Source organism: Kitasatospora azatica KCTC 9699 (assembly GCF_000744785.1).
In the GTDB taxonomy this organism is placed as follows: Bacteria; Actinomycetota; Actinomycetes; order Streptomycetales; family Streptomycetaceae; genus Kitasatospora; species Kitasatospora azatica.
Window position 1 is genome coordinate 5672425 of record NZ_JQMO01000003.1, and the last position, 22022, is coordinate 5694446.

Genomic DNA, 22022 nt, shown 5'->3' on the forward strand with positions numbered 1-22022 from the left:
AGGAGGAGCCATGACGACCCAGCAGCCGCACCCCGTGCAGGTCACGCACGCCCCGCTGGAGCACGGCGGGGCCGGCGCGGCGATCGAGCGCTGGACCATGAGCGGCGGCCCGATCGAGGTCTCGGTCCTCAGCCTGGGCGCGACCCTGCACACAGTCCGGGTGCCCGACCGCACCGGCGCCGTCGCCCAGGTGCTGCTCAGCAGCGACGAGCTGTCCGCGATCCTCGGCCCGGCCCGGCACTACGGCGCCACCGTGGGCCGGTACGCCAACCGGATCGCGGACAGCCGGATCACCCTTGACGGGGAGGAGCACCGGCTGGCCCCGACCGGACACGGGGTCACCCTGCACGGCGGTTCGGACGGCTTCGCCGACCGGATGTGGTCGGCGGAGCAGGTGGTGGACGGCGAGCGGGCGGGCGTTCGGCTGCACCTGCACAGCCCGGACGGCGACCAGGGCTTCCCGGGCGCGCTGGACGTCTGGGTCAGCTACCTGCTCGACCCGCGCGGTGAACTGGCCATCGAGTACCGCGCCGTGACCACCCACCCGACCGTGCTCAACCTGACCAACCACGCCTACTTCAACCTGGCCGGCGAGGGCCGCGGCGACATCCTGGGCCACCTGCTCACGGTGGACGCCGACGAGTACACCCCGACCGACGAGCGGCAGATCCCGTACGGCCCGTACGAGCCGGTGGCCGGTACGCCGTTCGACTTCACCAGCGCCACCCCGATCGGCAAGCAGATCCACGAGGAGCACCCGCAGCTGGTCGGTCCGGGCGGCTACGACCACAACTGGGTGCTGCGTCCGCGCGCGCAGGACGGGCCGCCGGTGCGGGCCGCGCTGCTGGAGGACCCGGTCTCCGGGCGCACCCTGGAGGTGCTCACCACCGAGCCGGGCGTGCAGGTGTACACCGCCAACTCCTTCGCCGGCGCGGTCACCGGCGCGGCGGGCGTGCCCTACGGCCCGTACGCGGGTGTCGCGTTGGAGACCCAGCACCACCCGGACTCGCCGCACCACCCGGGCTACCCGAGCACCGAACTCCGCCCCGACCAGGAATTCCGTTCGACCACGGTGCTTCGTTTTTCCTGGTAGTGCCCGGGGTTTACTCCTCGGACACGCGGTATGACTAGTATCACTCCGTCAAAGCTCGTACCACAGACGGCGTGCCGCCCCAGCCAGCCGTCCGTCCCGAGGAGAACGCCCTGCGCGCGCGTAGAGCCTCCCAGCAGAGCAGTACCTCGACGGCGGGCCGCGCGCGGCTGAGCCTGCGGACCGCGCTGCTGGTCCTGGCGGTGGTCCCCAGCCTGGCGCTCGCCGTGCTCTGGGGCGTCACCACCGGGCAGACCCTGGCCGACTTCCGACGGCAGGCGGCCCAGGAACTGCTGGCCCAGAAGGCCGGCCAACCGTCCACCATCGTGTACTACAACCTGCAGGAAGAACGCCGGCTCAGCGCCGAGCAGTTGGCCCATCCCGGCAGCATCACCGACGCGCTGCAGCGCCAGCGCCGACAGACCGACGAGGCCGTGCGCACCTTCATGGGCCTGTCCGCCGTGCCGGCCGAGCACGCGCCGCAGGAGGTGCTCGACGCGGTCCGCAAGACCCGTCAGGCGACGACCCAACTCCCGCAGCGCCGCGCGGCGGTGGACCAGGGCCTGGCCGACCAGCAGACCACCTTCGGCTTCTACACCGAGCTGATCACCGTCGACCTGCAGCTGTTCACCGCGCTCGGCCACATGGACGACGGCGAGGTCGGCTACCTCTCGCGCACCCTGCTGGCGGAGTACTGGGGCCTCGAGATGGTCTCCCGCGAGGACGCGGTGCTGGCCCGCGGCTGGCCGACCGGCAAGCTGTCGCTCGCCGACCTGCAGACCGTGCAGCAGGCCATCAACGCCCAGTCCTTCCTCTACACCGTGCAGATCCAGCCCTACCTGCCCGCCCAGGACGCGGCCGCCGCCCAGCGGTTGATCGACAGCGCCGGCTGGCAGTCCAAGGCGGGCATCGAGCAGGCGCTGCTGCGCCCGGCCACCGCCAACGCCGACGCCATGGTGCAACTGCCGCCCTACCAGAGCCAGTGGCACCAGGCGATGGAGCTGGTCACCCCGCAGCTGGTCGCCCTGGTGCAGACCCGCAACGCGCAGGTGGTCGCCACCGAGCAGGACGCCCTGCACAGCCTGGTCCTCAAGGTCGTGCTGACCAGCGTGATCGGCCTGATCGCGGTGGTCGCCGTGATCATCACCAGCTGGCGGCTGACCCGCTCGCTGCGCCGCCGGATCCTGGACCTGCACGGCCAGGCCGCCGAGCTCCAGCAGACCCTGCCCGAGCTGGTCGAGCGGCTGGCCAGCGGCGAGCGGGTGGACCTGGCAGCGGCCGGCGGCCGGCTGCCGGCCGTGGGTGGGGTCGGCGACGCCGATCCCCAGTCGCCCGAGGGCGACGAGCTGACCCGCCTCGGCCAGGCCCTCGAGTCGGCCCGCGCCAGCGCCGTCAACGCCGCCGTCCGGCAGGCCGAGCAGCACCGCGGCTTCGAGAAGCTGCTGCAGCGCATCGCCCGCCGCACCCAGCTGCTGATCGGCCGTCAGCTGCGCACCCTGGACGAGATGGAGCGCAAGCACGAGGACCCGGAGGTGCTGGAAGGCCTCTTCGACCTCGACCACCTGACCGCGCGCTTGCGCCGCTACGAGGAGAACCTGGTCATCCTGGCCGGCGGCCAGCCGCAGCGGCGCTGGCGCAAGCCGGTCCCGCTACTGGACGTGCTGCGCGCCGCCCAGGGCGAGGTGCAGGACTACCGGCGGATCCTGCTCGACGTCGAGGGCAGCCCGTGGCTCTCCGAGCGGGCGGTCGGCCCGGTGGTGCACGTGATCGCCGAGCTGATGGAGAACGCCGCCGCCTTCTCCAAGCCGCCCACCCCGGTGGAGGTGCGCGCCGCGCTGGTCGGGCGCGGGCTCGCGGTGGAGATCGAGGACCGCGGCCTCGGCATGGAGCCGGCCCAGTACGAGGCGGCCAACGAGCTGATGCGCCGACCGCCCCGGATGGACGTGCTGGCCCAGGCGGACGACGTCCGGCTCGGCCTGTACGTGGTCGCCCGGCTCGCCGACACGCTGGGGCTGCGGGTGGAGTTCCGCCCCTCGGCCTTCGGCGGCACCCGGGCGGTGCTGCTGATCCCGGCCGAGCTGGTCACGGATCCACCGGCCCTGGCTGCCCCGGTCTCGGCTGCCCCGGCCTCGGCCGGGCCGGTCTCGGTGACCGTCGAGCGGGCGGAACTGCCGTCCCGGATCCGCGGCCGGGCCCTGGCCGAACTGCCCTCGGGAGGAACGCCGGCGGAGCAGCTGCCCACCCCGCGAGCGTCCTGGGCGCAGCCGACCCCGCCCGGCGGCGACCACGAGCGCACCGCCGGGGCCGTCGAACCCCCGCTGCCGCAGCGCATCCGCCAGGCCAGCCTGGTCACCGAGCTGCGCACCCCCGAGTCCGAGCCCGAGTCCGAGCCGGCGCCAGACACCGGCGAGGCCACTGACGAGACCCGCTCCCGCGCCGGCGCCACCATCGGCGCCTTCCAGCGCCGCTCCCGCGCGGCCCGCCTCGGTGACGAGACCACCGAGCTCACCCCCATCCCCACGACCGAGGACCGGACATGACGCGCACCACCGCCACCCTTCAGGACCTGGACTGGTTGCTGGACGGGCTGGTCGACTCGGTGGCCGGCACCAGACACGCCGTGCTGCTCTCCGACGACGGTCTGGTGGTCAGCCAGTCCCGGGGCATCGACCGGGCCGACGCCGAGCGGCTGGCGGCGGTCGCCACCGGCCAGCAGAGCCTGGCCCGTGGCGTCGGCACCCTGTTCGGGGGCGGCGCGGTGCAGCAGGTGATCGTCGAGCTGGCCGAGCTGTGGCTGTTCATCACCGCCGCCGGGCAGGGCACCCACCTCGCGGTGATCGCCTCCCAGGAGGTGGACGCCGAGCTGATGTCGGTGGCCATGCACACCCTGGTGCAGCAGGTCGGGCAGAAGCTGGGCACCCCGGTCCGGGGCACCGCCGGGTGACCGGCCACTGGAGCGAGGCCGGCGCGGCGCAGGACGATCCGGACGAGGACGGCGCCGAGACCATGGTCCGCCCGTACACCATCACCCGGGGCCGGACCGCGCCCGAGCGCGACGACCTGACACTGATCACGGTGCTGACGACGGTTCAGCCGGCCGCCGAGCAGCCGGGCCGGCGACTGCAGCCCGAGCACCGGCTGATCCTGGACCGCTGCCGCCGGCCCGCGGCCGTCGCCGAGCTGGCGGCCGACCTGAACCTGCCGGTCTCGGTCACCAAGATCCTGCTGGGCGACCTGATCGCCCAGGGCCTGCTCACCGCCCGGGCACCGCTGTCGGTGGCCAGGGCGGCCGGCGGGGTGGACCTCGACCTGCTGGCCGCCGTACGCGATGGACTGCGGAGACTGTGATGACGAACGACCTGACCGCCGCGGCGGACCGGACCGCCCCGGCGGCCGTCAAGATCCTGATCGCGGGCGGCTTCGGTGTCGGCAAGACCACCCTGGTCGGCTCGGTCAGCGAGGTCACCCCGCTGCGCACCGAGGAGTACCTGACCCGGGCCGGCATCGGTGTGGACTTCCTGGACGGGGTGGACGCCAAGGACACCACCACCGTCGCGCTCGACTTCGGCCGGATCACCATCGGCCCCGAACTGGTGGTCTACCTGTTCGGCACGCCGGGCCAGGAGCGCTTCTGGTTCATGTGGAACGACCTGGTGAACGGCGCGCTCGGCGGAGTGGTGATCGCCGACACCCGGCGGCTGGACGCCAGCTTCGCCTCGATCGACTTCTTCGAGAGCCGGCGGATCCCGTTCGTGGTCGCGATCAACTGCTTCGACGGCGTCAACACCCGATCGTCCGGCGAGGTCCGCTCCGCGCTGGACCTGGACCCGCAGGTCCCGCTGCTGATCGGGGACGTGCGCACCCGGGTCTTCGGCCGGGACATCCTGCTCGCCCTGGTCGACCACCTGATGGCGCCGGCGCTGGTCTGAGGCCGCTCGTCTGAAGCAACGTCAGGCGCCTGCGCGGGAAGTCGACCTGGCCGACTTCCCGCGCAGGACCATCAGCTGAAGCCGGATCAGCTGTGCTTCCAGGCCACCGAGAAGTCGGTGTTCCCGCTCAGCGCCGAGGTACTGGCCAGCGTGGTCCCGTGGCTGGCCATGTCGATCCGGTCGGGGGAGAAGCTGCCGATCGGCTGCCCGTTGGCCTTGGCGGAGGTGAACTCCACCGTGCCGAAGTCGGTCAGCGGCAGCGGCCCGGACAGCGTGGACGGGGCCTCGGCGATCACCTCGGCCGAGGCCAACTGCGCGTTGCGCAGGGTCCTCTTGAGGTTGTGGCTCCAGCCCTTGGTGGTGTCGGAGAGGGTCAGGGTGAAGGAGCCGCGGCTGCCGGCCACCACCGAGGCGGTGAAGTGGTCGCCGGGATCCACCGGGTCGCGGAAGTTGACCGGGTAGGCCGGGTACATCTCGTACCAGGAGTAGTACTGCGGCGAGCCGCCGGAGCAGTCCACCTCGCTGCCGGTCTGCTCGACCGAGTTGCTGCCGTCGCCGTCCAGGCCGACCCAGAAGCTGGACCAGGTGTCGGCGTCGGTGCAGTTGGCCGTCGGCTGGATCCAACTGGCGCTGACACTGGTGAACTTGGTGCCGGTGGCGGCGTAGCCGGACCAGTTGCTGCTGGTGCTCTCGGTGAGGCCGCCGTGCGGGCCGACCAGGTGGGGCGAGGTGCGGATGATCGGCGCGTCGGCCGGCGGGCCGTCGGTGACGGCGAGAGCGGGGGAGGCGCTGCTGAGGACGGCCGTGAGGGCGGCGGCCAGCGCCAGGTACCGGCGGGTCATGGAGTACTCCCTGGTGGGGGCGAGGGATTGACGGAGTGCCGACAACGCTAAGTCAGTCCGACGATCCGGTGATGTTACGAGAGCGAAAAATGTCCGCGCTTCACCCGCACGGCTGAGCCTGAATCAGTTCGACGTGTTCCGTTCAAGGTCTCGTTGCCCGATGCTGGTGGAACACGACGCAGGCGACCCCCATGCTGCTTTTCGGCAGCCGCCTACGCGCGTAGCTCTGCCCTCTGATCCCCACGGCACGAGGAGTTTGACGGATGATCACCTCCCGCACGGCCCCCCGCAGAAAGCCCGCCGTCGCTGCCGCCGCGGTGCTCGCGGCGCTGGCCGCGGTGGCCGTCGGCCAGCCGGCCGGCGCCGCGCAGGCCCCGGCCGCGCAGGCCGTCGCGGTGGCCCCCGCCGCCACCGCCCAGCACCGGGTCCTGTTCGACAACAGCAAGGCCGAGACGGCCGGGAACGCCGACTGGATCATCAGCACCAGCCAGCCCGACCCGCTGGCGCAGAACGCCAACCCGCAGTCGGAGACCGCCTGGACCGGCGCCATCTCGGCCTGGGGCGTGGCCCTGCAGAAGACCGGCAACTACAGCCTGAAGACGCTGCCCAGCGGCTCCACCATCACCTACGGCACCGGTGGCGCGCTGGACCTGGCCAACTTCGACGAGTTCGTGCTGCCCGAGCCGAACATCCGGCTGAGCGACGCCGAGAAGACCGCCGTGATGACCTTCGTGCAGAACGGCGGCGGCCTCTTCCTGATCTCCGACCACACCCAGAGCGACCGCAACAACGACGGCTGGGACTCGCCCGCCATCATCAACGACCTGATGACCACCAACTCGGTCAACAGCAACGACCCGTTCGGCTTCTCGGTGGACCTGCTCAACATCACCACCGACAACCCGCGGGCGATCAGCGACTCCGCCGACCCGGTGCTCAACGGCCCGTTCGGCACGGTCACCGGCAGCATCCTGCGCAACGGGACCACCTTCACCCTCAAGCCGGCCGACAACCCCGCGGTCAAGGGCATCGTCTACCGCACCGGCTCCAGCGGGAACACCGGCGCCTTCTTCGCCACCAGCAGCTTCGGCAAGGGCAAGGTCGCGATCTGGGGCGACAGCTCCACCATCGACGACGGCACCGGCCAGCCGAACAACAACCTCTTCGACGGCTGGGACGACCCGGCCGGCACCGACGCCGCGCTCGCCCTGAACGCCACCCAGTGGCTGGCCGGCAGCGGTGGCGGCGGTACGACCGGCAGCGTCACCGTCGGCAACCCCGGCAGCCGCAGCACCACGGTCGGCAGCGCGGCGAGCCTGCAGCTGTCGGCCACCGACACCGCGGGCGGCACGCTCTCCTGGTCGGCGACCGGCCTGCCGGCCGGGCTGGGCATCAACGCCTCGACGGGTCTGATCAGCGGCACCCCGACCACCATCGGGACCTACTCGGTGACCGCCACCGCCAAGGACTCCACCGGCCCGACCGGCTCGGCCAGCTTCACCTGGACCATAACCGGCAGCGGTGGCGGTGGCTGCACGGCGGCCCAGCTGCTCGCCAACCCCGGCTTCGAGACCGGTGACTCCTCCTCCTGGGTGGAGACCAACACCAGCGGGAGCAGCAGCATCAACAGCAGCTCCAGCGAGCCCGCCCACTCCGGCAGCTACGACGCCTGGCTGGACGGCTACGGCACCACCAACACCGACACGCTGGCCCAGACGGTGACCCTGCCGAGCGGCTGCGCGAACTACAACTTCAGCTTCTGGCTGCACATCGACAGCGCGGCCAGCACCACCACGGTCTTCGACACGCTCAAGGTCCAGGTGCTGAACAGCTCCGGCAGCGTGCTCTCCACCCTGGCCACCTACTCCAACGTGAACGCGGCCGGCGGCTACCAGCAGCGCAGCTTCAACCTGGCGGCCTACGCGGGCCAGACCGTCACGCTGAAGTTCACCGGCGCCGAGGACAACACCAAGCAGACCTCGTTCGTGCTGGACGACACCGCGCTCAACGTCTCCTGACGCACCGTCGGTCCGCCCGCCCCGCGTCCCGGGGCGGGCGGACCGCTTTCCCGCTCAGCCCCGGACGGTGCCGCTGACCTCGCCGAAGCCGATCCGCACACCGTCCGCGCCGGGCGCCGAGGCGGTGATGGTCACCGTGTCGCCGTCCTCCAGGAAGGTGCGGGTGGTCCCGTCCGGCAGCGCGATCGGGTCGCGGCCGTTCCAGGTCAGCTCGATCAGCGAGCCGCGCTGGTCGGCCTCGGGCCCGGAGATGGTGCCGGAGCCGAAGAGGTCGCCGGTGCGCAGCGCGGCGCCGTTGACCGTGGTGTGGGCCAGCATCTGGGCCGGTGACCAGTACATCCCGGCGTACGGCGGCCGGGAGACCACCGCGCCGTTCAGCTCGACCCGCAGCCGCAGGTCCAGCCCCCAGGGCTCCTTCTCCACCAGGTACGGCAGCGGCTCCGGGTCCTGCACCGGTGTCGCCACCCGGGCCGCCTCCAGTGCCGCCAGCGGCACCACCCAGGGGGAGATCGAGGTGGCGAAGGACTTGCCGAGGAACGGGCCGAGCGGCACGTACTCCCAGGCCTGGATGTCGCGGGCGCTCCAGTCGTTGAGCAGCACCGCGCCGAAGACGTGCTGGGCGAACTCGTCCACCCCGACCGCGCTGCCCATCGCCGAGCCGGCGCCGACCACGAAGCCGAGCTCCGCCTCGATGTCCAGCTTCACCGAGGGGCCGAAGACCGGCGCCGGGTCCTGCGGGCCCTTGCGCTGACCGTTGGGCCGGACGACGTCGGTGCCGGAGACCACCACGGTGCCCGAGCGGCCGTGGTAACCCACCGGCAGGTGCTTCCAGTTGGGCAGCAGCGCGGCGCCGTCAGGGCGGAACATCCGGCCCAGGTTGGTGGCGTGCTGCTCGGAGGCGTAGAAGTCGACGTAGTCGGCGACCTCCACCGGCAGGTGCAGGGTCACCTGGTCGATCGGGTACAGGTTGGCCTCGACCAGCCGCCGCTGGTCCTCGGTGGTCAGCAGGGCGGTGACCCGCTCGCGGACGTAGGCCCACTCGGCCGGTCCGCGGCGCAGGAAGCGGTTGAGCGAGCCGGTGGCCAGGTCCGCGCCGAGCGGGGTGCCGGCCCAGATCGCCGACAGGTCGAGCACCTGCTCGCCGATCGCCACGCCCACCCGGGCGCCCTGGGCGCGCGGTGGGGTGAAGACCCCGTAGGGCAGGTTCTGCACCGGGAAGTCCGAGCCTTCGGGAACCGGTACCCAGGTCTGCAAGGTCACTTCGTCACACCGTCCTGCGGGCCGCGCCCGCTCCAACTCCACGCGTACTTGCCGTCGTCGCTCGCCCGGCCGCCCTCGGCGACCTCCAGCGGGCGGAAGGTGTCCACCATCACCGCGAGCTCGTCGAAGAACTCGGCGCCGATCGAGCGCTCGTAGGCGCCCGGCTGCGGGCCGTGGGTGTGGCCGCCGGGGTGCAGCGAGACCGAGCCCTGGCCGATGCCGGAGCCCTTGCGGGCCTCGTAGTTCCCGCCGCAGTAGAACATCACCTCGTCGCTGTCGACGTTGGAGTGGTAGTACGGCACCGGGATCGACAGCGGGTGGTAGTCCACCTTGCGCGGCACGAAGTTGCAGATCACGAAGTTGTTGCCCTCGAAGACCTGGTGGGCCGGCGGCGGCTGGTGGATCCGGCCGGTGATCGGCTCGTAGTCGCTGATGTTGAAGACGTACGGGTAGAGGCAGCCGTCCCAGCCGACCACGTCGAACGGGTGGGTGGGGGTCACGAAGACGGTGCCCACCACGCCGGCCGAGCCGTTCCCTCGGTGCTTCACATAGATCTCGACGTCTCCGCCGCCCTCGACCAAGAGGGGCCCCGACGGCCCGCGCAGGTCCCGCTCGCAGAACGGCGCGTGCTCGAGCAGCTGCCCGTACTTGGAGAGGTAGCGCCTGGCCGGGGTGATGTGGCTGTTCGCCTCGATCGCGTACAGCCGCAGCGGCTGCTCGCCGCTGGGCAGCCAGCGGTGGGTGGTGGCGCGCGGCAGGATCACATAGTCGCCCTGGCCGACTTCCAGCGTCCCGAAGACCGTCTCGACGATGCCCTCGCCCGACTCCACGTAGACGCACTCGTCGCCTATGGCGTTGCGGTAGAGCGGCGAGTCCTGGCCGCAGGCCACGTACGCGATCCGCACGTCGGCGTTGGCGAGCACCACCCGGCGGCCGCGCACCGCGTCGGTCTGGCGCCACTCCTCGCCCGGGAACAGGTCGTGCAGCTTGAAGTGGAAGGGCTTGAGCGGGTGGTTCGGCTCGGGCTTGCCCTCCGGCAGCGCCCAGATCCGGCTGTCCACCAGGGCGGAGGGGATGGCGCGGTGGTAGAGCAGCGAGGAGTCGGAGAAGAACCCCTCCTCGCCCATCAGCTCCTCGTAGTACAGGCCACCGGCCTCGTTGCGGTGCTGGGTGTGCCTCTTGGGCGGCACCGTGCCGACGGTGCGGTAGTACGCCATCTGCGCCTCCTGAGCGACTGACGCCCTGGACTGCGCCGGCCAGGGCAGGTCCGCCCGTGGGGTGGGGGCGGCCCAGACCAATCCCATGGCCCGCGCCCCCGTGTGTCAAGGACTGCCCGGCTGGTCAAGACGCGCGGAGGCAACTCTCAGGACACGCCGATGTAACGATCCCCTGGTTCTTGCAGAAAATTGCTGCAAGAACTTTCACCCGGGCTTGCGGCGCTGTTACGTTCCTGCCCGAGCCCGAAACCGACGCCAGGTGCGGTCGGCGTCGGGGGGCCAGTATGCGCCCCCATCACCCCAGCTCGGGCACCCACCCCCACCTTTGTTACCTAGGAGTTCTCATGCGGCGTGGCATCGCGGCCTCCGCTCTCGTTGCGGCCCTTGCGGTTTCCCTTGCGGCTTGCGGCAGCAGCGGCTCCGGTTCGTCCAAGTCGGCCGACGGCCCGGTGACCATCACCTACTGGGACACTTCGAACGCGACCAACGAGGCGCCGAACTACCAGGCGCTGGCCCAGAAGTTCGAGGCCGCCAACCCGAACATCAAGGTCAACTTCGTCAACGTGCCGTTCGACCAGGCGCAGAACAAGCTGCAGACCGCCATGGGCAGCAAGGGCGCCCCGGACGTGTTCCGCTCCGAGGTCGGCTGGACCGCCGCGTTCGCCAAGGCCGGCTACCTGACCCCGCTGGACGGCACCGCGGCGCTGCCCAGCGCCTCCGCCTTCCAGCCCAGTCTGATCAAGCAGGCCAGCTACCAGGGCAAGGTCTACGGCGTCCCGCTGGTCACCGACACGCTGGGCCTGATGTACAACAAGGCGCTCTTCGCCAAGGCCGGCATCACCGCCGCCCCCACCACCTGGGACGAGCTGAAGACCGACGCCGCCGCGCTCAAGGACAAGGCCGGCGTGGACGGCTTCTGGATGCGCGCCGCCGACGGCTACTACGTGATGCCGCTGCTCTTCGGCGAGGGCACCGACATGGTCGACGCCGCGGGCAAGAAGATCACCGTCAACTCGCCGCAGGCCGCCAAGGCGATCAGCACCTACCAGTCGCTGTTCACCTCGCCCGGCACGGTCAAGGCCGACGTGACCACCGACTCGTACGCGCACATGATGGACGCCTTCGACAACGGCAAGGTGGCGGCGATCATCCAGGGTCCCTGGGAGATCACCAACATCTACAAGGGCTCCGCGTTCAGCGACAAGACCAACCTCGGCATCGCGGCCGTCCCGGCCGGTTCCTCCGGCAAGGCCGGTGCCCCGACCGGCGGCCACAACATCGCCGTCTTCGCCGGCTCGGACGCCGCCCACCAGGCCGCCGCCGAGAAGTTCGCCGCCTTCATGACCTCGGCGGAGAGCGAGTCCTTCATCGCGCAGAAGAACTCCACCCTGCCGACCCGCTCCGACGCCTTCACCGCCGACGTCAAGGCCGACCCGGGCATCGCCGGTTTCCAGGCGATCCTGCCCGCCGCCCAGCCGCGCCCCGAACTGCCCGAGTACAGCTCGCTGTTCACCTCGCTCGGCACCAACCTCGGCAAGATCGCGCAGAACCAGGAGGGCATCCAGGCCGGCCTGGACGCCACCGCCGGCGACTACGCCAAGCTCCTCCCGGACTTCGCCAAGTAGTCCCCGCCGCCCGGCCCGCCTTCGGGCGGGCCGGGCCCAGCCGTACCACCAGCAGTCGCCGTAGCCGAGCCTGCGGACTTCTCGAAAAGGTGTCGAAATGACAGTCGCCGTGCAGGGTACGGCCGGCCAGGGCGGGCGCGACCGCGGATCGCGCCCCGGCCCGGTGCAGCGCCTGAAGCTCTCGTACAGCAAGTACTGGTACGCCTACGCGATGGCCGCGCCCGTGGTCATCGTGCTCGGGCTGCTGGTGGCCTACCCGCTGGGCCGGGGCATCTACCTGACGCTGACCGACGCGACCAGCCTCAACGTCGGGCACACGGTCGGTGTCAACCACATCCCCGACACCTTCAAGTTCGTCGGGCTGCACAACTACCAGGACGTGCTGTTCGGCCCCGGCTCGTACGACCGCTTCTGGTCGCACTTCGGGTGGACCGTGATGTGGACCGCGCTCTGCGTCGTCCTGCACTACAGCCTGGGCCTCGGCCTGGCGATGCTGCTCAACCAGAAGCTGCGCGGGCGGACCTTCTACCGGATGATGCTCATCGTGCCGTGGGCCGTGCCCACCTTCGTGACCGTCTTCTCCTGGCGCCTGATGCTGGCCGACGGCGGCCTGGTCAACTCGGTGCTCGGCTCGCTCCACCTGGGCCAGCCCGGCTGGCTGTCCGACCCGCTGGCCCAGAAGGCCGCCGCGATCCTGGTCAACACCTGGTGCGGCGTCCCGTTCATGATGGTCTCGCTGCTCGGCGGCCTGCAGTCGATCCCCGCCGAGCTCTACGAGGCGGCCGAGATGGACGGCGCGACCGCCTGGCAGCGGTTCCGCCACGTGACGCTGCCCGGCCTGCGCTCGGTCAGCAGCACGGTGGTCCTGCTCGGCATCATCTGGACCTTCAACCAGTTCGTCATCATCTTCCTGCTGTTCGGTCAGAACGCACCGGACGTGCAGATCCTGGTGACCTGGGCGTACCGCCTCGGGTTCGGCCAGCAGCCGCGCGACTACGCGCAGTCGGCCACCTACGGCATCATCCTGCTCTCCATCCTGATCGTCTTCACCGCCTTCTACCAGCGCTGGCTCAAGCGCAACGACCAGGCCGCGATCTGACGGCCGGCCGGACGACAGCAGCGACGAGACCCACGCAGGAACGGAAGGCAGGCCACCCGATGAGCACCACCGCAGACCTCCCCACCCAGGGGACCAGCACCGCCCCGCGCGCGCAGCGGCCGATCGCCGCCCGACCCGCCCGGGTCCGCCGACGCGGTCAGAGCAGCCGAACCGCCACCGCGCTCTCGCACGGCGTGCTGGTCCTGGCCAGCCTGATCGCGGTCCTCCCCGTGCTGTACATCTTCTTCATCTCGCTCGGCCCGGACAAGATGGACTACCTGCACCCCGGGCAGATCCTCGGCAAGGCGACCCTCGCCAACTTCGGCAAGGTGCTGGGCCAGACGGACTTCCTGACCTGGTTCCTCAACTCGATCCTGGTGGCCGGCGGCACCTGCATCGTCGGCGTGCTGATCGCCGCCAGCACCGGCTACGCGGTCTCCCGGATGCGCTTCCCCGGCCTGCGCCCGCTGATGTGGTCGCTGCTGGTCACGCAGATGTTCCCGATCGCCGTGCTGATCGTGCCGATGTACTACATCATGGCCAACCTCGGCCTGCTGGACAGCTACGGCGGTCTGATCCTGGTCTACGCCAGCACCGTGGTCCCGTACTGCGCCTGGCTGCTCAAGGGCTACTTCGACACCATCCCGGTGGAGATCGACGAGGCCGGCCGGGTCGACGGGCTCTCCCCGTTCGGCGCGTTCTGGCGGCTGATCCTGCCGCTGGCCCGCCCGGGCCTGGCGGTCGCCGCCTTCTACACCTTCCTGACCGCCTGGGCCGAGGTGCCGTTCGCCTCCACCTTCCTGCTCAGCTCCGGCAAGTACACCCTCGCGGTCGGCCTGACCACCTTCGTCAGCCAGTACGAGAGCCAGTGGAACCTGATGGCCGCGACCTCCGTGCTGATCGCACTGCCGGCCTCCGCCTTCTTCTACCTGGTCCAGAAGCACCTGGTGACCGGCCTGACCGCGGGCGCCGCAAAGTCCTGACGTACCGTCAGATCCAGTACCTCCCCCACGTCTTCTCCTCGTTCTCAAGGGATCTGCCTTCCATGACCCAGGCTTCCACTGCTCAGAGCGCGGCCGACACCTCCCGGCCCGTCCTCGCCACCGCCGAGACCCAGGCGACCGGCGAGCCCAGAGGCTGGTGGCGGGACGCGGTCATCTACCAGGTGTATCCGCGCAGTTTCGCCGACGCCAACGGCGACGGCATGGGCGACCTGCCCGGCATCCGCAGCCGGCTGCCCTACCTGCGCGAGCTCGGTGTGGACGCGGTCTGGCTCTCCCCGTTCTACGCCTCCCCGCAGGCCGACGCCGGCTACGACGTGGCCGACTACCGGGCCGTGGACCCGATGTTCGGCAGCCTGCTGGACGCCGACGCGCTGATCCGCGACGCCCACGCGCTGGGCCTGCGGATCATCGTCGACCTGGTCCCCAACCACTCCTCCGACCAGCACGAGTGGTTCCAGCGCGCGCTGCGCGAGGGCCCGGGCTCCCCGCTGCGCAGCCGCTACCACTTCCGTCCCGGCCAGGGTGCCGACGGCGAACTGCCCCCCAACGACTGGGAGTCCATCTTCGGGGGCCCGGCCTGGACCCGCTCGAAGAACCCGGACGGCACCCCGGGGGAGTGGTACCTGCACCTGTTCGCCCCCGAGCAGCCCGACTTCAACTGGGAGAGCAAGGCGGTCGCCGACGAGTTCCGCTCGATCCTGCGGTTCTGGCTGGACATGGGCGTCGACGGCTTCCGGGTCGACGTCGCGCACGGCCTGGTCAAGGCCCCCGGCCTGCCCGACCTCGGCACCCACAACCAACTGCACCTGCTCGGCAACGACGTGATGCCGTTCTTCGACCAGGACGGCGTGCACGAGATCTACCGCGCCTGGCGCGAGATCCTCGACGAGTACCCGGGCGAGCGGATCGCGGTCGCCGAGGCCTGGACCCCCACCATCGAGCGCACCGCCAACTACGTGCGCCCCGACGAGATGCACCAGGCCTTCAACTTCCAGTACCTGAGCACCTCCTGGGACGCCGCCGAGCTGCGCGCGGTGATCGACACCTCGCTGGCCGCGATGCGCCCGGTCGGCGCCCCCACCACCTGGGTGCTCTCCAACCACGACGTCACCCGGCACGCCACCCGCTTCGCCAACCCGCCCGGCGGCACCCAGATCCGCACCCCCGGCGACCGCGAGCTCGGCCTGCGCCGGGCCCGCGCCGCCACCCTGCTGATGCTCGCGCTGCCCGGCTCGGCCTACGTCTACCAGGGCGAGGAGCTCGGCCTGCCGGACGTCACCGACCTGCCCGACGAGGTCCGCCAGGACCCGTCCTTCTTCCGCGCCAGCGGCCAGGACGGCTTCCGCGACGGCTGCCGGGTGCCGATCCCGTGGTCCGGCACCGCGGCCCCCTACGGCTTCGGCCCGCAGGCCGGCGGCCCCAGCTGGCTGCCGCAGCCCGCCGAGTGGGCCGAGCTCAGCGTCGAGGCGCAGACCGGCGACCCGACCTCCACCCTGGAGCTCTACCGCGGCGCGCTGGCGATCCGCAAGCAGCACCCGGACCTCGGCGCGGGTGCCGACGTCCAGTGGCTGGACACCCCGCCCGGGGTGCTCGCGTTCCGCCGCGATTCCTTCGTCTGCGTCGTCAACACCACTGGCACGGCCGTGGAGTTCGCCGATCCGGGCCGACTGCTGCTGAGCTCCGCAGTGGACGCAGTGCCGGGCTTGATCGCTGCTGACAGCACCAGCTGGTGGGCGGTCTGAGATGGTTGCAATAGGCTCTGGGATCGTGACTACGGCGCGACTTTCGGACATCGCGGCGCAGGCGGGGGTCAGCGAGGCCACCGTCAGCCGCGTCCTCAACGGCAAGGCGGGCGTCTCCGCGACCACCCGTCAGACGGTGCTGGCCGCGCTCGACGTGCTCGGCTACGAGCGGCCGACCCGGTTGCGCCAGCGCAGCGCGGGCCTGATCGGCCTGATCACCCCGGAGCTGAGCAACCCGATCTTCCCCGCGCTGGCCCAGGTCATCGAGCAGGTGCTCAGCCGGCACGGCTACACCCCGGTGCTCTGCACCCAGACCCCGGGCGGCTCCACCGAGGACGAACTGGTCGAGATGCTGGTCGAGCGCGGCGTGGCCGGGATCGTCTTCGTCTCCGGCCTGCACGCCGACTCCACCGCCGACCACGACCGGTACGCCAAGCTGACCGGCCGCCAGGTCCCGTTCGTGCTGATCAACGGGTACAGCGACCGGATCGCCGCACCGTTCATCTCGCCCGACGACCGGGCCGCGATGTGGATGGCGGTCCAGCACCTGGCCGAACTCGGCCACGAGCGGATCGGTCTGGCCGTCGGCCAGCGCCGGTACGTGCCGGTGCTGCGCAAGATCGAGGGCTTCACGGCCGCGATGCGGTCGGTGCTCGGGGTCAGCGCCGAACAGGCCGAGGAGCTGGTGCACCACACCCTGTTCAGCGTGGAGGGCGGGCACTCGGCGGCCGGCGTACTGCTGGACCGCGGCTGCACCGCGATCGTCTGCGGCAGCGACATGATGGCGCTGGGCGCGATCCGCGCGGTGCGCCAGCGCGGTCTGACCGTGCCGGGCGACGTCTCGGTGGTCGGCTTCGACGACTCGCCGCTGATCGCCTTCACCGAGCCGCCGCTGACCACCATCCGCCAGCCGGTGGAGGCGATGGCCACCGCCGCCGTCGACGCCCTGCTCGAGGAGGTCGGCGGCGAGCCCGCCCAGCGCGCCGAGTTCATGTTCCAGCCCGAGCTGGTGATGCGCGGCTCCACCGGCGCCCGGGCGCGGTAGGGCCTGTCCGGCCTGTCCGGTCGATCCTGCCGGATCGGCCGGGCCCCGAGGCCGCTGCGCCGGGCGGCGGCGTCGACAGGCGCCCGGCCGGCCCCGGTGCCAGCATCGGGGCATGGCGCAAACATCCCAGCAGCACGAGCCCAAGCAGCCGGCGCCGGCGGTCCGAGTGGACCGCCGGCGCCGACTGCTGTTCGGCGGCATCGGCCTGGCCGTGCTGGTCGGCCTCGACTTCCTGTACGCCGCGACGGTGCCGCGCTGGTGGTCCCAGCGGGTCGGCGACGCGGTGGACGGCAAACTCTCCAGCGGCCTGCTGCTGGGCCTGCTGACCGGCATCACCTGCACCCTGCTGCCGCTGCTGGTGCTCTGGTTCGGGCTGCGCCGGGGACAGCCCTGGAAGGTCCGCGCGGCCTGGATCACCGGCGCCCTGGTGATCGCCTCACCGAACCTGTGGACGCTCGGCGTGGTGGTCGGCAACGGCAGCGGCGCGCACGCGGGGCAGCGCACCATGGACGTCAACGCCCCCTGGTTCCGCGGCGCCTCGCTGCTCGGGGCGCTGATCGGAGCGGCGGTCTTCGGCGCGCTGCTCCGGTACACCCGCCGACGCCGCGCACCCGGGCCCGCGCCACGCTGAACTCAGGCCCCGTCAGCTCACGGCCGAAGGCCGCTCCCCGGGTACGGGGAGCGGCCTTCAATCGGTCCTGCGGCGGGGTCAGACCCGGCCGGCGAAGTCCGGGGTGTAGTTGGCGATGGTCTCGTACTTCACGCCCGCGCTCGGGTTGGCGGCCTCGACGTACTTGCCGTTACCGATGTACAGGGCGACGTGGTAGACGCCGGAGGCGCTGCCGTTGTTCGACCAGAAGAGCAGGTCGCCGGGCTGAACGTTGCTCAGCGAGACCCGGGTGCTGGCGGCGGCCTGGTCGGCGGCGACGCGCGGGATGGAGACGCCGGCCTTGGCCATCGCGGCCTGGGTCAGGCCGGAGCAGTCCCAGCCGCCGTTACCGGTGCCGCCCCAGATGTAGGCCTGGCCGACCTGGGACTCGGCGAAGGTGATCGCCTTGGCGAAGGCGCCGGTGGCGGTCTGCGCGCTGGCGGTGGTGGCGGTGGTGGTCTGGGCGCTGGTGGTGCGCACGGCCGGGGTGGCCGGGGCGCTGGCGGCGTCGTTGTCCGAGGACTTGTCGCTGCTCTGGGTGGCCGGGGCCGGGGTGACCACGGTCTTGGTGCCCAGGGTGAGGTGCTGACCCGGGTAGATCAGGTTCGGACCCTGGGTCAGGACCGACTTGTTGAGCTCGTAGAGCTTCTGCCAGCCGCCGTCCACGTTGTGGTTCTGGGCGATCTTGGACAGCCAGTCACCGGAGGCCACGGTGTAGCTCTCGTTGACCGTGGTGGTGGTCGGCTGCGGTGCGGCCGCGGTGGCGTCCTGGGAGGCGCCGCGGTGGCCGGAGTGGCTCTGGGCGCTGCCCTGGTCGGCCTTCGGGGTCTGCGCGGCCTTCGGGGTCTGCGCGGGCTGCGGGGTCTGCGCGGGCTGGCTCTTCGCCGCGGCGCTGGTGTCCACGGTCGGGGCCGCGCCACCGCGGGTCAGGCCCGCCTGGATGGAGCAGACCGGCCAGGCGCCGGGGCCCTGGTCGGCGAGCACCTTCTCGGCGGTCGCGATCTGCTGGTCCTTGGTGGCCAGGTCGGCGCGCGGGGCGTACTGGGTGCCGCCGTAGGCCGCCCAGGTGGAGGAGGTGAACTGCAGGCCGCCGTAGAAGCCGTTGCCGGTGTTGATCGACCAGTTGCCGCTGCTCTCGCAGGCGGCGACCTTGTCCCACACCGAGACCGGCGCGGCGGAGGCGGTGGTGGCGGTGACGCACGGCAGGGTCAGGCCCAGGCCGATCAGGCCGGTCGCGGCGATGACGCGCTTGGCGGTGCGGGACGGGCGGTCCGTGGCAGTGGTGGGCAGCATGAAGACGCGTTCCTCTCCTACGCCTACGAGGTGAGCTGTCGGATTCGGGCTGGAGTTGCCCGGCCGTGCTGAGCACGGCTTCACCCCTAGCCCCTGGCGGCCGGTCCGTGGACCGGTGCCGGGGCGGCTTACCTGGTTCCCCCGCTCCTGCCGTGGTGCGTTTTCGCGCTGCCAGCGGTGCCGGTGGCAGGACTCGGCGTCCGGCCCACTGGGTCCGTGTGACCACGAACGGGGAGCACGTTAGACAGAGATAAGTTGAATCCGCAAACAGCTGTGATCGGCGTCACATCGCCTTCACCAGCCCTTCAAGATCGACCGGGGTGGGTATCTGAGGGGGTGTCGGCGCCCGCTGGGCCAAGGGGGCTCGGCGGTGGGGGAGTTGCCGGTCCTTCAGGGTGACGGTTCGTCGGCGGACGGACCTTTCCTGACCCAGCCTCAGCGGTCCGTTCCGACCGCCCGCGACCGGGCCCGAGGTCCCGCAGTTACCGTTTCGAGACCAAAGCCGACTCGCCCTCAGATGTCCGTTTTGCCCGGTCATTGGCGTCCCGTCAGCTCGGGTTGCCCGCCGTCTTCCGTGCTCGGGTCCGCCGCCGGCGTCTCCGGTGCTCCGGTCGGCCGCCGGCGTGTCCCCTGTCCGGAAACGCCGACGGCCCCGCTCCCGCCCTGGCGGGCGGCAACGGGGCCTTGAACTGGTGCGAGGGCTACCGAGAGGTCTCAGGCCTGCTCGGCGGGCTCCTGCGGGTCTTCCTCGACGGGCGCGGGCAGCGCGGCCAGGTACGCCGAGGCGACCAGCTGACCGACCGTGGGGTAGGCGCCCAGCGGCGCGGCGCTCGGGCAGCCGGTCTGCTCGCTCGCGCCGAGCAGCAGGTCGCCCGCCGCCTCCGGACCGATCACCAGCGGAGCCAGTGCCGGGCGCTGCGAGCCGGTGGCCCGCAGGTGCTCGACGGCGCCGGCCACCGAGCCGGGCACGTCCAGCGCGGCCGCCACCACCGGCACCGCCAGGCGGGCCGCGAGCAGCACGCCGGTGATCCCGGCCGCCGCGGCGGCCTCCTCGCCGCCGACGGTGGTCAGCACCACGCCGTCGGCCGAGGTGGCGATGGCGAACAGCCGGGCCCGGTCGGCGCGGGCCAGGCCGGCCTCGGAGAGCCGCACGTGCACCGCCTCGGCCAGCAGCGGGTGCGGACCGAGCACGTCGGTCAGCAGCGCGCCGGTGTCGGCGGCCAGCTGCTGCAGCTGCGGCAGGTACGGGTGCGGGCCGAACAGCAGCGGGACCAGCACCGGCGCGGGCAGCCCGGCCTCGGCGGCCGCGCCCAGCAGCGACTCGACAGTGGGGATGGTCGGCTGCCCGCCGGTCTCGCCCTCGGCGGCCTGGGCGGCTTCGGCGGCCGACGGGCCGGGCAGCCAGCCCGCCGCGGCCTCGATGCCGGGCTGCTCGCCGCGGATCACCGAGAGCAGCTCGTTCACCACCGCGACCGCCTCCGGGGTCGCCTCGGCGGGGACCGCGAGGACGAGCGCCGGCGCGCCGGCCGGCACCTCGGGCCGCTCGGGCCGACGGTGGCGCCCCCGTGCCCGGGAGCCTGGCGTGCGGACGGGCAGTGGTGCGCCCGGGATGGCTGCAGTGCTCATGGCGCAGAATCGTAGGACATGCGCGCGATCATTCCGCATCCGGCTGCCGTTCCGGGGGTCAGCCAGGGGCAAGTCGGGTCAATCGCGGCAAAATCCGGCGCTGCCGTTACTGATGTGACGGAGTGTGAGGATCCGGCTGCGAAGTTGATCACGCTCGATCCGTGTCAACGGTCGAACCGGCCAGGCTCCCCCGGGCGTCTTCCCGACGCGGGGTTACCGATCACCAGCTGAATCACCCTCATATGTCCGCTTCTGCACCGCCATGAGGGCGATTCTGGCAGGTTACCGTCACATCCTGTGCAGGTCCGTGCACGCGCAAAATCACATGCCGATGCACGTGCATTAGCGTTATCATTACGACAAGTAAGGCATTCGCCCTGCCCGTACGAGCCGGAGGCGGCCGGCGGCCGGAGCGGTCGGGCGCCGAGCGGTACGAGCACTCCAGGCTCTTGGGAGATTTCTATGCACCACACGTACAACGGCATGGCGGCGACGGACCTCGATGGCGTGGTCTGGCAGAAGAGTCGGCACAGCAACTCCAAGGGGAACTGCGTGGAGCTCGCCGCCCTCCCGGACGGCGCGGTCGCGATGCGCAACTCGCGGTTCCCGGACGGTCCGGCGCTGATCTACACACGCGACGAGATAGCAGCGCTGCTGCTCGGCGTGAAGGACGGGGAGTTCGACCACCTGGCGGGCTGAAGCGGGGCCCGAGTACCGGGTGGGACGAGGATGCGCCGTCGTGGGAGCCAGTGCCGCGACGGCGTTCGGCATCTCCGGCGGCAACCGCGGGTGTGGCAGTAGCTGGCAGCCGGCCGTCGGCGGTGCTCGGCGACGGGGACGACAGGCGATGGGGACGACATGCGATCGGGACGACGAAACGCCGCGCCAGGGCGCGGCGTTCGGGGCACAGCGGGATCAGGCTAGGCGGAGCGCCGGTGGCGCCCGGCTGACGCACTGTCAACCACCAGCGAGGAGCCGTGATGCGGCACGTCCTCGGCCTGGAACAGGGCCCAGACCACCTTGCCGGCCCCGGAGGCGAGCGGATGCCAGCCCCAGGAGTGGCTGAAGGAGTCCACCAGGTGCAGTCCGCGTCCGGACTCGGCGACGAAGTCGGCCTCCCGGGTGACCGGGCCGATGCTGCTCGGATCGCTGACGGCGCAGACGAGTTGGGGGGCCCGGTGGACCAGGCTGATCCGGATCGGCAGTCGGCTCTCACCGTTGTGGAGCGGTCCGGCCTGGACCGGGAAGGGCTGGCGCCCGGCGGCGCCGGGCAGATCGGCCGCGGTGGGCTGGCCTATCGCGTGGCGCAGCGCATTGGTCACCAACTCCGAGGCCACCAGGGCAACATCGTCGAAGAGGTCACCGAGCCCCCAGCGCTGCAGGGTGGTTCGGGTGAAGTCGCGAGCGGTCTTCACCGCGTCATAGCGGGGAGCGAGCGTACACGTCATGACGTCAGGATCGACGGCCAGGGCCGTACCGGTGCCCATGAAGAGCTCCTCCCATAAGGGGGCGGACACGGCTGGACCCGGCGGGGTCATGCCGGTCACCTCCGACTCGCTCGGCCGCTTCGCCATCGCCTCGAC

19 protein-coding genes and 1 riboswitch are annotated in these 22022 nt (G+C 71.5%); of the genes, 13 read left to right on the top strand and 6 right to left on the bottom strand.

What is annotated here, in order from left to right:
* Positions 1-10 precede the first annotated feature (10 nt).
* The 5 genes from BR98_RS35625 to BR98_RS35645 all read left to right on the top strand — a co-directional run bounded on the left by BR98_RS35625 (position 11) and on the right by BR98_RS35645 (position 5019).
* Positions 11-1093 (top strand): aldose epimerase family protein, encoded by a 1083-nt coding sequence (locus BR98_RS35625; protein ID WP_083977406.1) that lies wholly within the window; start codon positions 11-13, stop codon positions 1091-1093.
* Between the two features lie 71 nt (positions 1094-1164).
* Complete coding sequence (locus BR98_RS35630) at positions 1165-3630, top strand: sensor histidine kinase (RefSeq protein ID WP_232247858.1); 2466 nt, start codon at positions 1165-1167, stop codon at positions 3628-3630.
* On the top strand, positions 3627-4034 hold the full coding sequence (locus BR98_RS35635; RefSeq protein WP_035851579.1) for a roadblock/LC7 domain-containing protein: 408 nt from the start codon (positions 3627-3629) through the stop codon (positions 4032-4034). Before BR98_RS35630 ends, BR98_RS35635 begins: the two co-directional genes overlap by 4 nt.
* On the top strand, positions 4031-4438 hold the full coding sequence (locus BR98_RS35640; protein ID WP_407639525.1) for a DUF742 domain-containing protein: 408 nt from the start codon (positions 4031-4033) through the stop codon (positions 4436-4438). The genes BR98_RS35635 and BR98_RS35640 overlap by 4 nt, the downstream gene beginning before the upstream one ends.
* Entirely contained in the window at positions 4438-5019 is a 582-nt protein-coding gene (locus tag BR98_RS35645; protein WP_035851581.1) for a GTP-binding protein, read from the top strand. Before BR98_RS35640 ends, BR98_RS35645 begins: the two co-directional genes overlap by 1 nt.
* Positions 5020-5105: 86 nt before the next feature.
* Here BR98_RS35645 and BR98_RS35650 read toward each other — a convergent pair whose 3' ends face one another.
* Positions 5106-5861 (bottom strand): G1 family glutamic endopeptidase, encoded by a 756-nt coding sequence (locus tag BR98_RS35650; protein ID WP_035851583.1) that lies wholly within the window; start codon positions 5859-5861, stop codon positions 5106-5108.
* A 263-nt stretch (positions 5862-6124) separates the two neighbouring features.
* On the opposite strand from BR98_RS35650, the gene BR98_RS35655 reads away from it, so the two are divergent.
* Positions 6125-7879, top strand: a complete 1755-nt coding sequence (locus BR98_RS35655; RefSeq protein ID WP_035851585.1) for an Ig domain-containing protein — start codon at positions 6125-6127, stop codon at positions 7877-7879.
* A gap of 54 nt (positions 7880-7933) precedes the next feature.
* Here BR98_RS35655 and fahA read toward each other — a convergent pair whose 3' ends face one another.
* Both fahA and BR98_RS35665 read right to left on the bottom strand, forming a co-directional pair.
* A complete protein-coding gene (fahA, locus tag BR98_RS35660; protein WP_035851588.1) occupies positions 7934-9139 on the bottom strand; it encodes a fumarylacetoacetase in 1206 nt (401 codons plus the stop codon).
* On the bottom strand, positions 9136-10356 hold the full coding sequence (locus tag BR98_RS35665; RefSeq protein ID WP_035851591.1) for a homogentisate 1,2-dioxygenase: 1221 nt from the start codon (positions 10354-10356) through the stop codon (positions 9136-9138). The genes fahA and BR98_RS35665 overlap by 4 nt, the downstream gene beginning before the upstream one ends.
* A 344-nt stretch (positions 10357-10700) precedes the next feature.
* Here BR98_RS35665 and BR98_RS35670 point away from each other — a divergent pair, with 344 nt between their 5' ends.
* The 6 genes from BR98_RS35670 to BR98_RS35695 all read left to right on the top strand — a co-directional run bounded on the left by BR98_RS35670 (position 10701) and on the right by BR98_RS35695 (position 17502).
* On the top strand, positions 10701-11981 hold the full coding sequence (locus BR98_RS35670) for an extracellular solute-binding protein (RefSeq protein WP_035851595.1): 1281 nt from the start codon (positions 10701-10703) through the stop codon (positions 11979-11981).
* Positions 11982-12078: 97 nt separating this feature from the next.
* Positions 12079-13080 (top strand): carbohydrate ABC transporter permease, encoded by a 1002-nt coding sequence (locus BR98_RS35675; RefSeq protein WP_035851598.1) that lies wholly within the window; start codon positions 12079-12081, stop codon positions 13078-13080.
* Between the two features lie 59 nt (positions 13081-13139).
* Positions 13140-14063 (top strand): sugar ABC transporter permease, encoded by a 924-nt coding sequence (locus BR98_RS35680; RefSeq protein WP_035851600.1) that lies wholly within the window; start codon positions 13140-13142, stop codon positions 14061-14063.
* 62 nt (positions 14064-14125) lie between these two features.
* Positions 14126-15826 (top strand): glycoside hydrolase family 13 protein, encoded by a 1701-nt coding sequence (locus tag BR98_RS35685; protein WP_035851603.1) that lies wholly within the window; start codon positions 14126-14128, stop codon positions 15824-15826.
* 1 nt (position 15827) lies between these two features.
* Positions 15828-16871 (top strand): LacI family DNA-binding transcriptional regulator, encoded by a 1044-nt coding sequence (locus tag BR98_RS35690; protein ID WP_035851606.1) that lies wholly within the window; start codon positions 15828-15830, stop codon positions 16869-16871.
* 112 nt (positions 16872-16983) lie between these two features.
* Positions 16984-17502, top strand: a complete 519-nt coding sequence (locus BR98_RS35695; protein ID WP_157538126.1) for a permease — start codon at positions 16984-16986, stop codon at positions 17500-17502.
* A 78-nt stretch (positions 17503-17580) separates the two neighbouring features.
* Here BR98_RS35695 and BR98_RS35700 read toward each other — a convergent pair whose 3' ends face one another.
* Positions 17581-18813 (bottom strand): transglycosylase family protein, encoded by a 1233-nt coding sequence (locus BR98_RS35700; RefSeq protein WP_051970998.1) that lies wholly within the window; start codon positions 18811-18813, stop codon positions 17581-17583.
* A gap of 7 nt (positions 18814-18820) precedes the next feature.
* Positions 18821-18983, bottom strand: a riboswitch (cyclic di-AMP (ydaO/yuaA leader).
* A 544-nt stretch (positions 18984-19527) separates the two neighbouring features.
* Positions 19528-20439 (bottom strand): hypothetical protein, encoded by a 912-nt coding sequence (locus tag BR98_RS35705; protein WP_198042346.1) that lies wholly within the window; start codon positions 20437-20439, stop codon positions 19528-19530.
* A gap of 462 nt (positions 20440-20901) precedes the next feature.
* Here BR98_RS35705 and BR98_RS35710 point away from each other — a divergent pair, with 462 nt between their 5' ends.
* Positions 20902-21138, top strand: a complete 237-nt coding sequence (locus tag BR98_RS35710; RefSeq protein ID WP_035851607.1) for a DUF397 domain-containing protein — start codon at positions 20902-20904, stop codon at positions 21136-21138.
* A 221-nt stretch (positions 21139-21359) separates the two neighbouring features.
* Here the strand turns inward: BR98_RS35710 and BR98_RS35715 are convergent, their stop codons facing one another.
* Positions 21360-21926: an ATP-binding protein gene (locus BR98_RS35715; protein ID WP_035851610.1), complete on the bottom strand. Its 567-nt coding sequence runs from the start codon at positions 21924-21926 to the stop codon at positions 21360-21362.
* Positions 21927-22022 lie beyond the last annotated feature (96 nt).

What these genes read in the sequence shown, in the direction of transcription:
- BR98_RS35695 (WP_157538126.1), top strand. Translation starts at nt 16,984, where the DNA reads ATGGCGCAAACATCCCAGCAGCACGAGCCCAAGCAGCCGGCGCCGGCG.
- BR98_RS35645 (WP_035851581.1), top strand. Translation starts at nt 4,438, where the DNA reads ATGACGAACGACCTGACCGCCGCGGCGGACCGGACCGCCCCGGCGGCC.
- BR98_RS35650 (WP_035851583.1), bottom strand. Translation starts at nt 5,861, where the DNA reads ATGACCCGCCGGTACCTGGCGCTGGCCGCCGCCCTCACGGCCGTCCTC.
- BR98_RS35690 (WP_035851606.1), top strand. Translation starts at nt 15,828, where the DNA reads ATGGTTGCAATAGGCTCTGGGATCGTGACTACGGCGCGACTTTCGGAC.
- BR98_RS35655 (WP_035851585.1), top strand. Translation starts at nt 6,125, where the DNA reads ATGATCACCTCCCGCACGGCCCCCCGCAGAAAGCCCGCCGTCGCTGCC.
- BR98_RS35635 (WP_035851579.1), top strand. Translation starts at nt 3,627, where the DNA reads ATGACGCGCACCACCGCCACCCTTCAGGACCTGGACTGGTTGCTGGAC.
- BR98_RS35625 (WP_083977406.1), top strand. Translation starts at nt 11, where the DNA reads ATGACGACCCAGCAGCCGCACCCCGTGCAGGTCACGCACGCCCCGCTG.
- BR98_RS35680 (WP_035851600.1), top strand. Translation starts at nt 13,140, where the DNA reads ATGAGCACCACCGCAGACCTCCCCACCCAGGGGACCAGCACCGCCCCG.
- BR98_RS35715 (WP_035851610.1), bottom strand. Translation starts at nt 21,926, where the DNA reads ATGGGCACCGGTACGGCCCTGGCCGTCGATCCTGACGTCATGACGTGT.
- BR98_RS35710 (WP_035851607.1), top strand. Translation starts at nt 20,902, where the DNA reads ATGCACCACACGTACAACGGCATGGCGGCGACGGACCTCGATGGCGTG.
- BR98_RS35700 (WP_051970998.1), bottom strand. Translation starts at nt 18,813, where the DNA reads ATGCTGCCCACCACTGCCACGGACCGCCCGTCCCGCACCGCCAAGCGC.
- BR98_RS35670 (WP_035851595.1), top strand. Translation starts at nt 10,701, where the DNA reads ATGCGGCGTGGCATCGCGGCCTCCGCTCTCGTTGCGGCCCTTGCGGTT.
- BR98_RS35705 (WP_198042346.1), bottom strand. Translation starts at nt 20,439, where the DNA reads ATGAGCACTGCAGCCATCCCGGGCGCACCACTGCCCGTCCGCACGCCA.
- BR98_RS35665 (WP_035851591.1), bottom strand. Translation starts at nt 10,356, where the DNA reads ATGGCGTACTACCGCACCGTCGGCACGGTGCCGCCCAAGAGGCACACC.
- BR98_RS35675 (WP_035851598.1), top strand. Translation starts at nt 12,079, where the DNA reads ATGACAGTCGCCGTGCAGGGTACGGCCGGCCAGGGCGGGCGCGACCGC.
- BR98_RS35685 (WP_035851603.1), top strand. Translation starts at nt 14,126, where the DNA reads ATGACCCAGGCTTCCACTGCTCAGAGCGCGGCCGACACCTCCCGGCCC.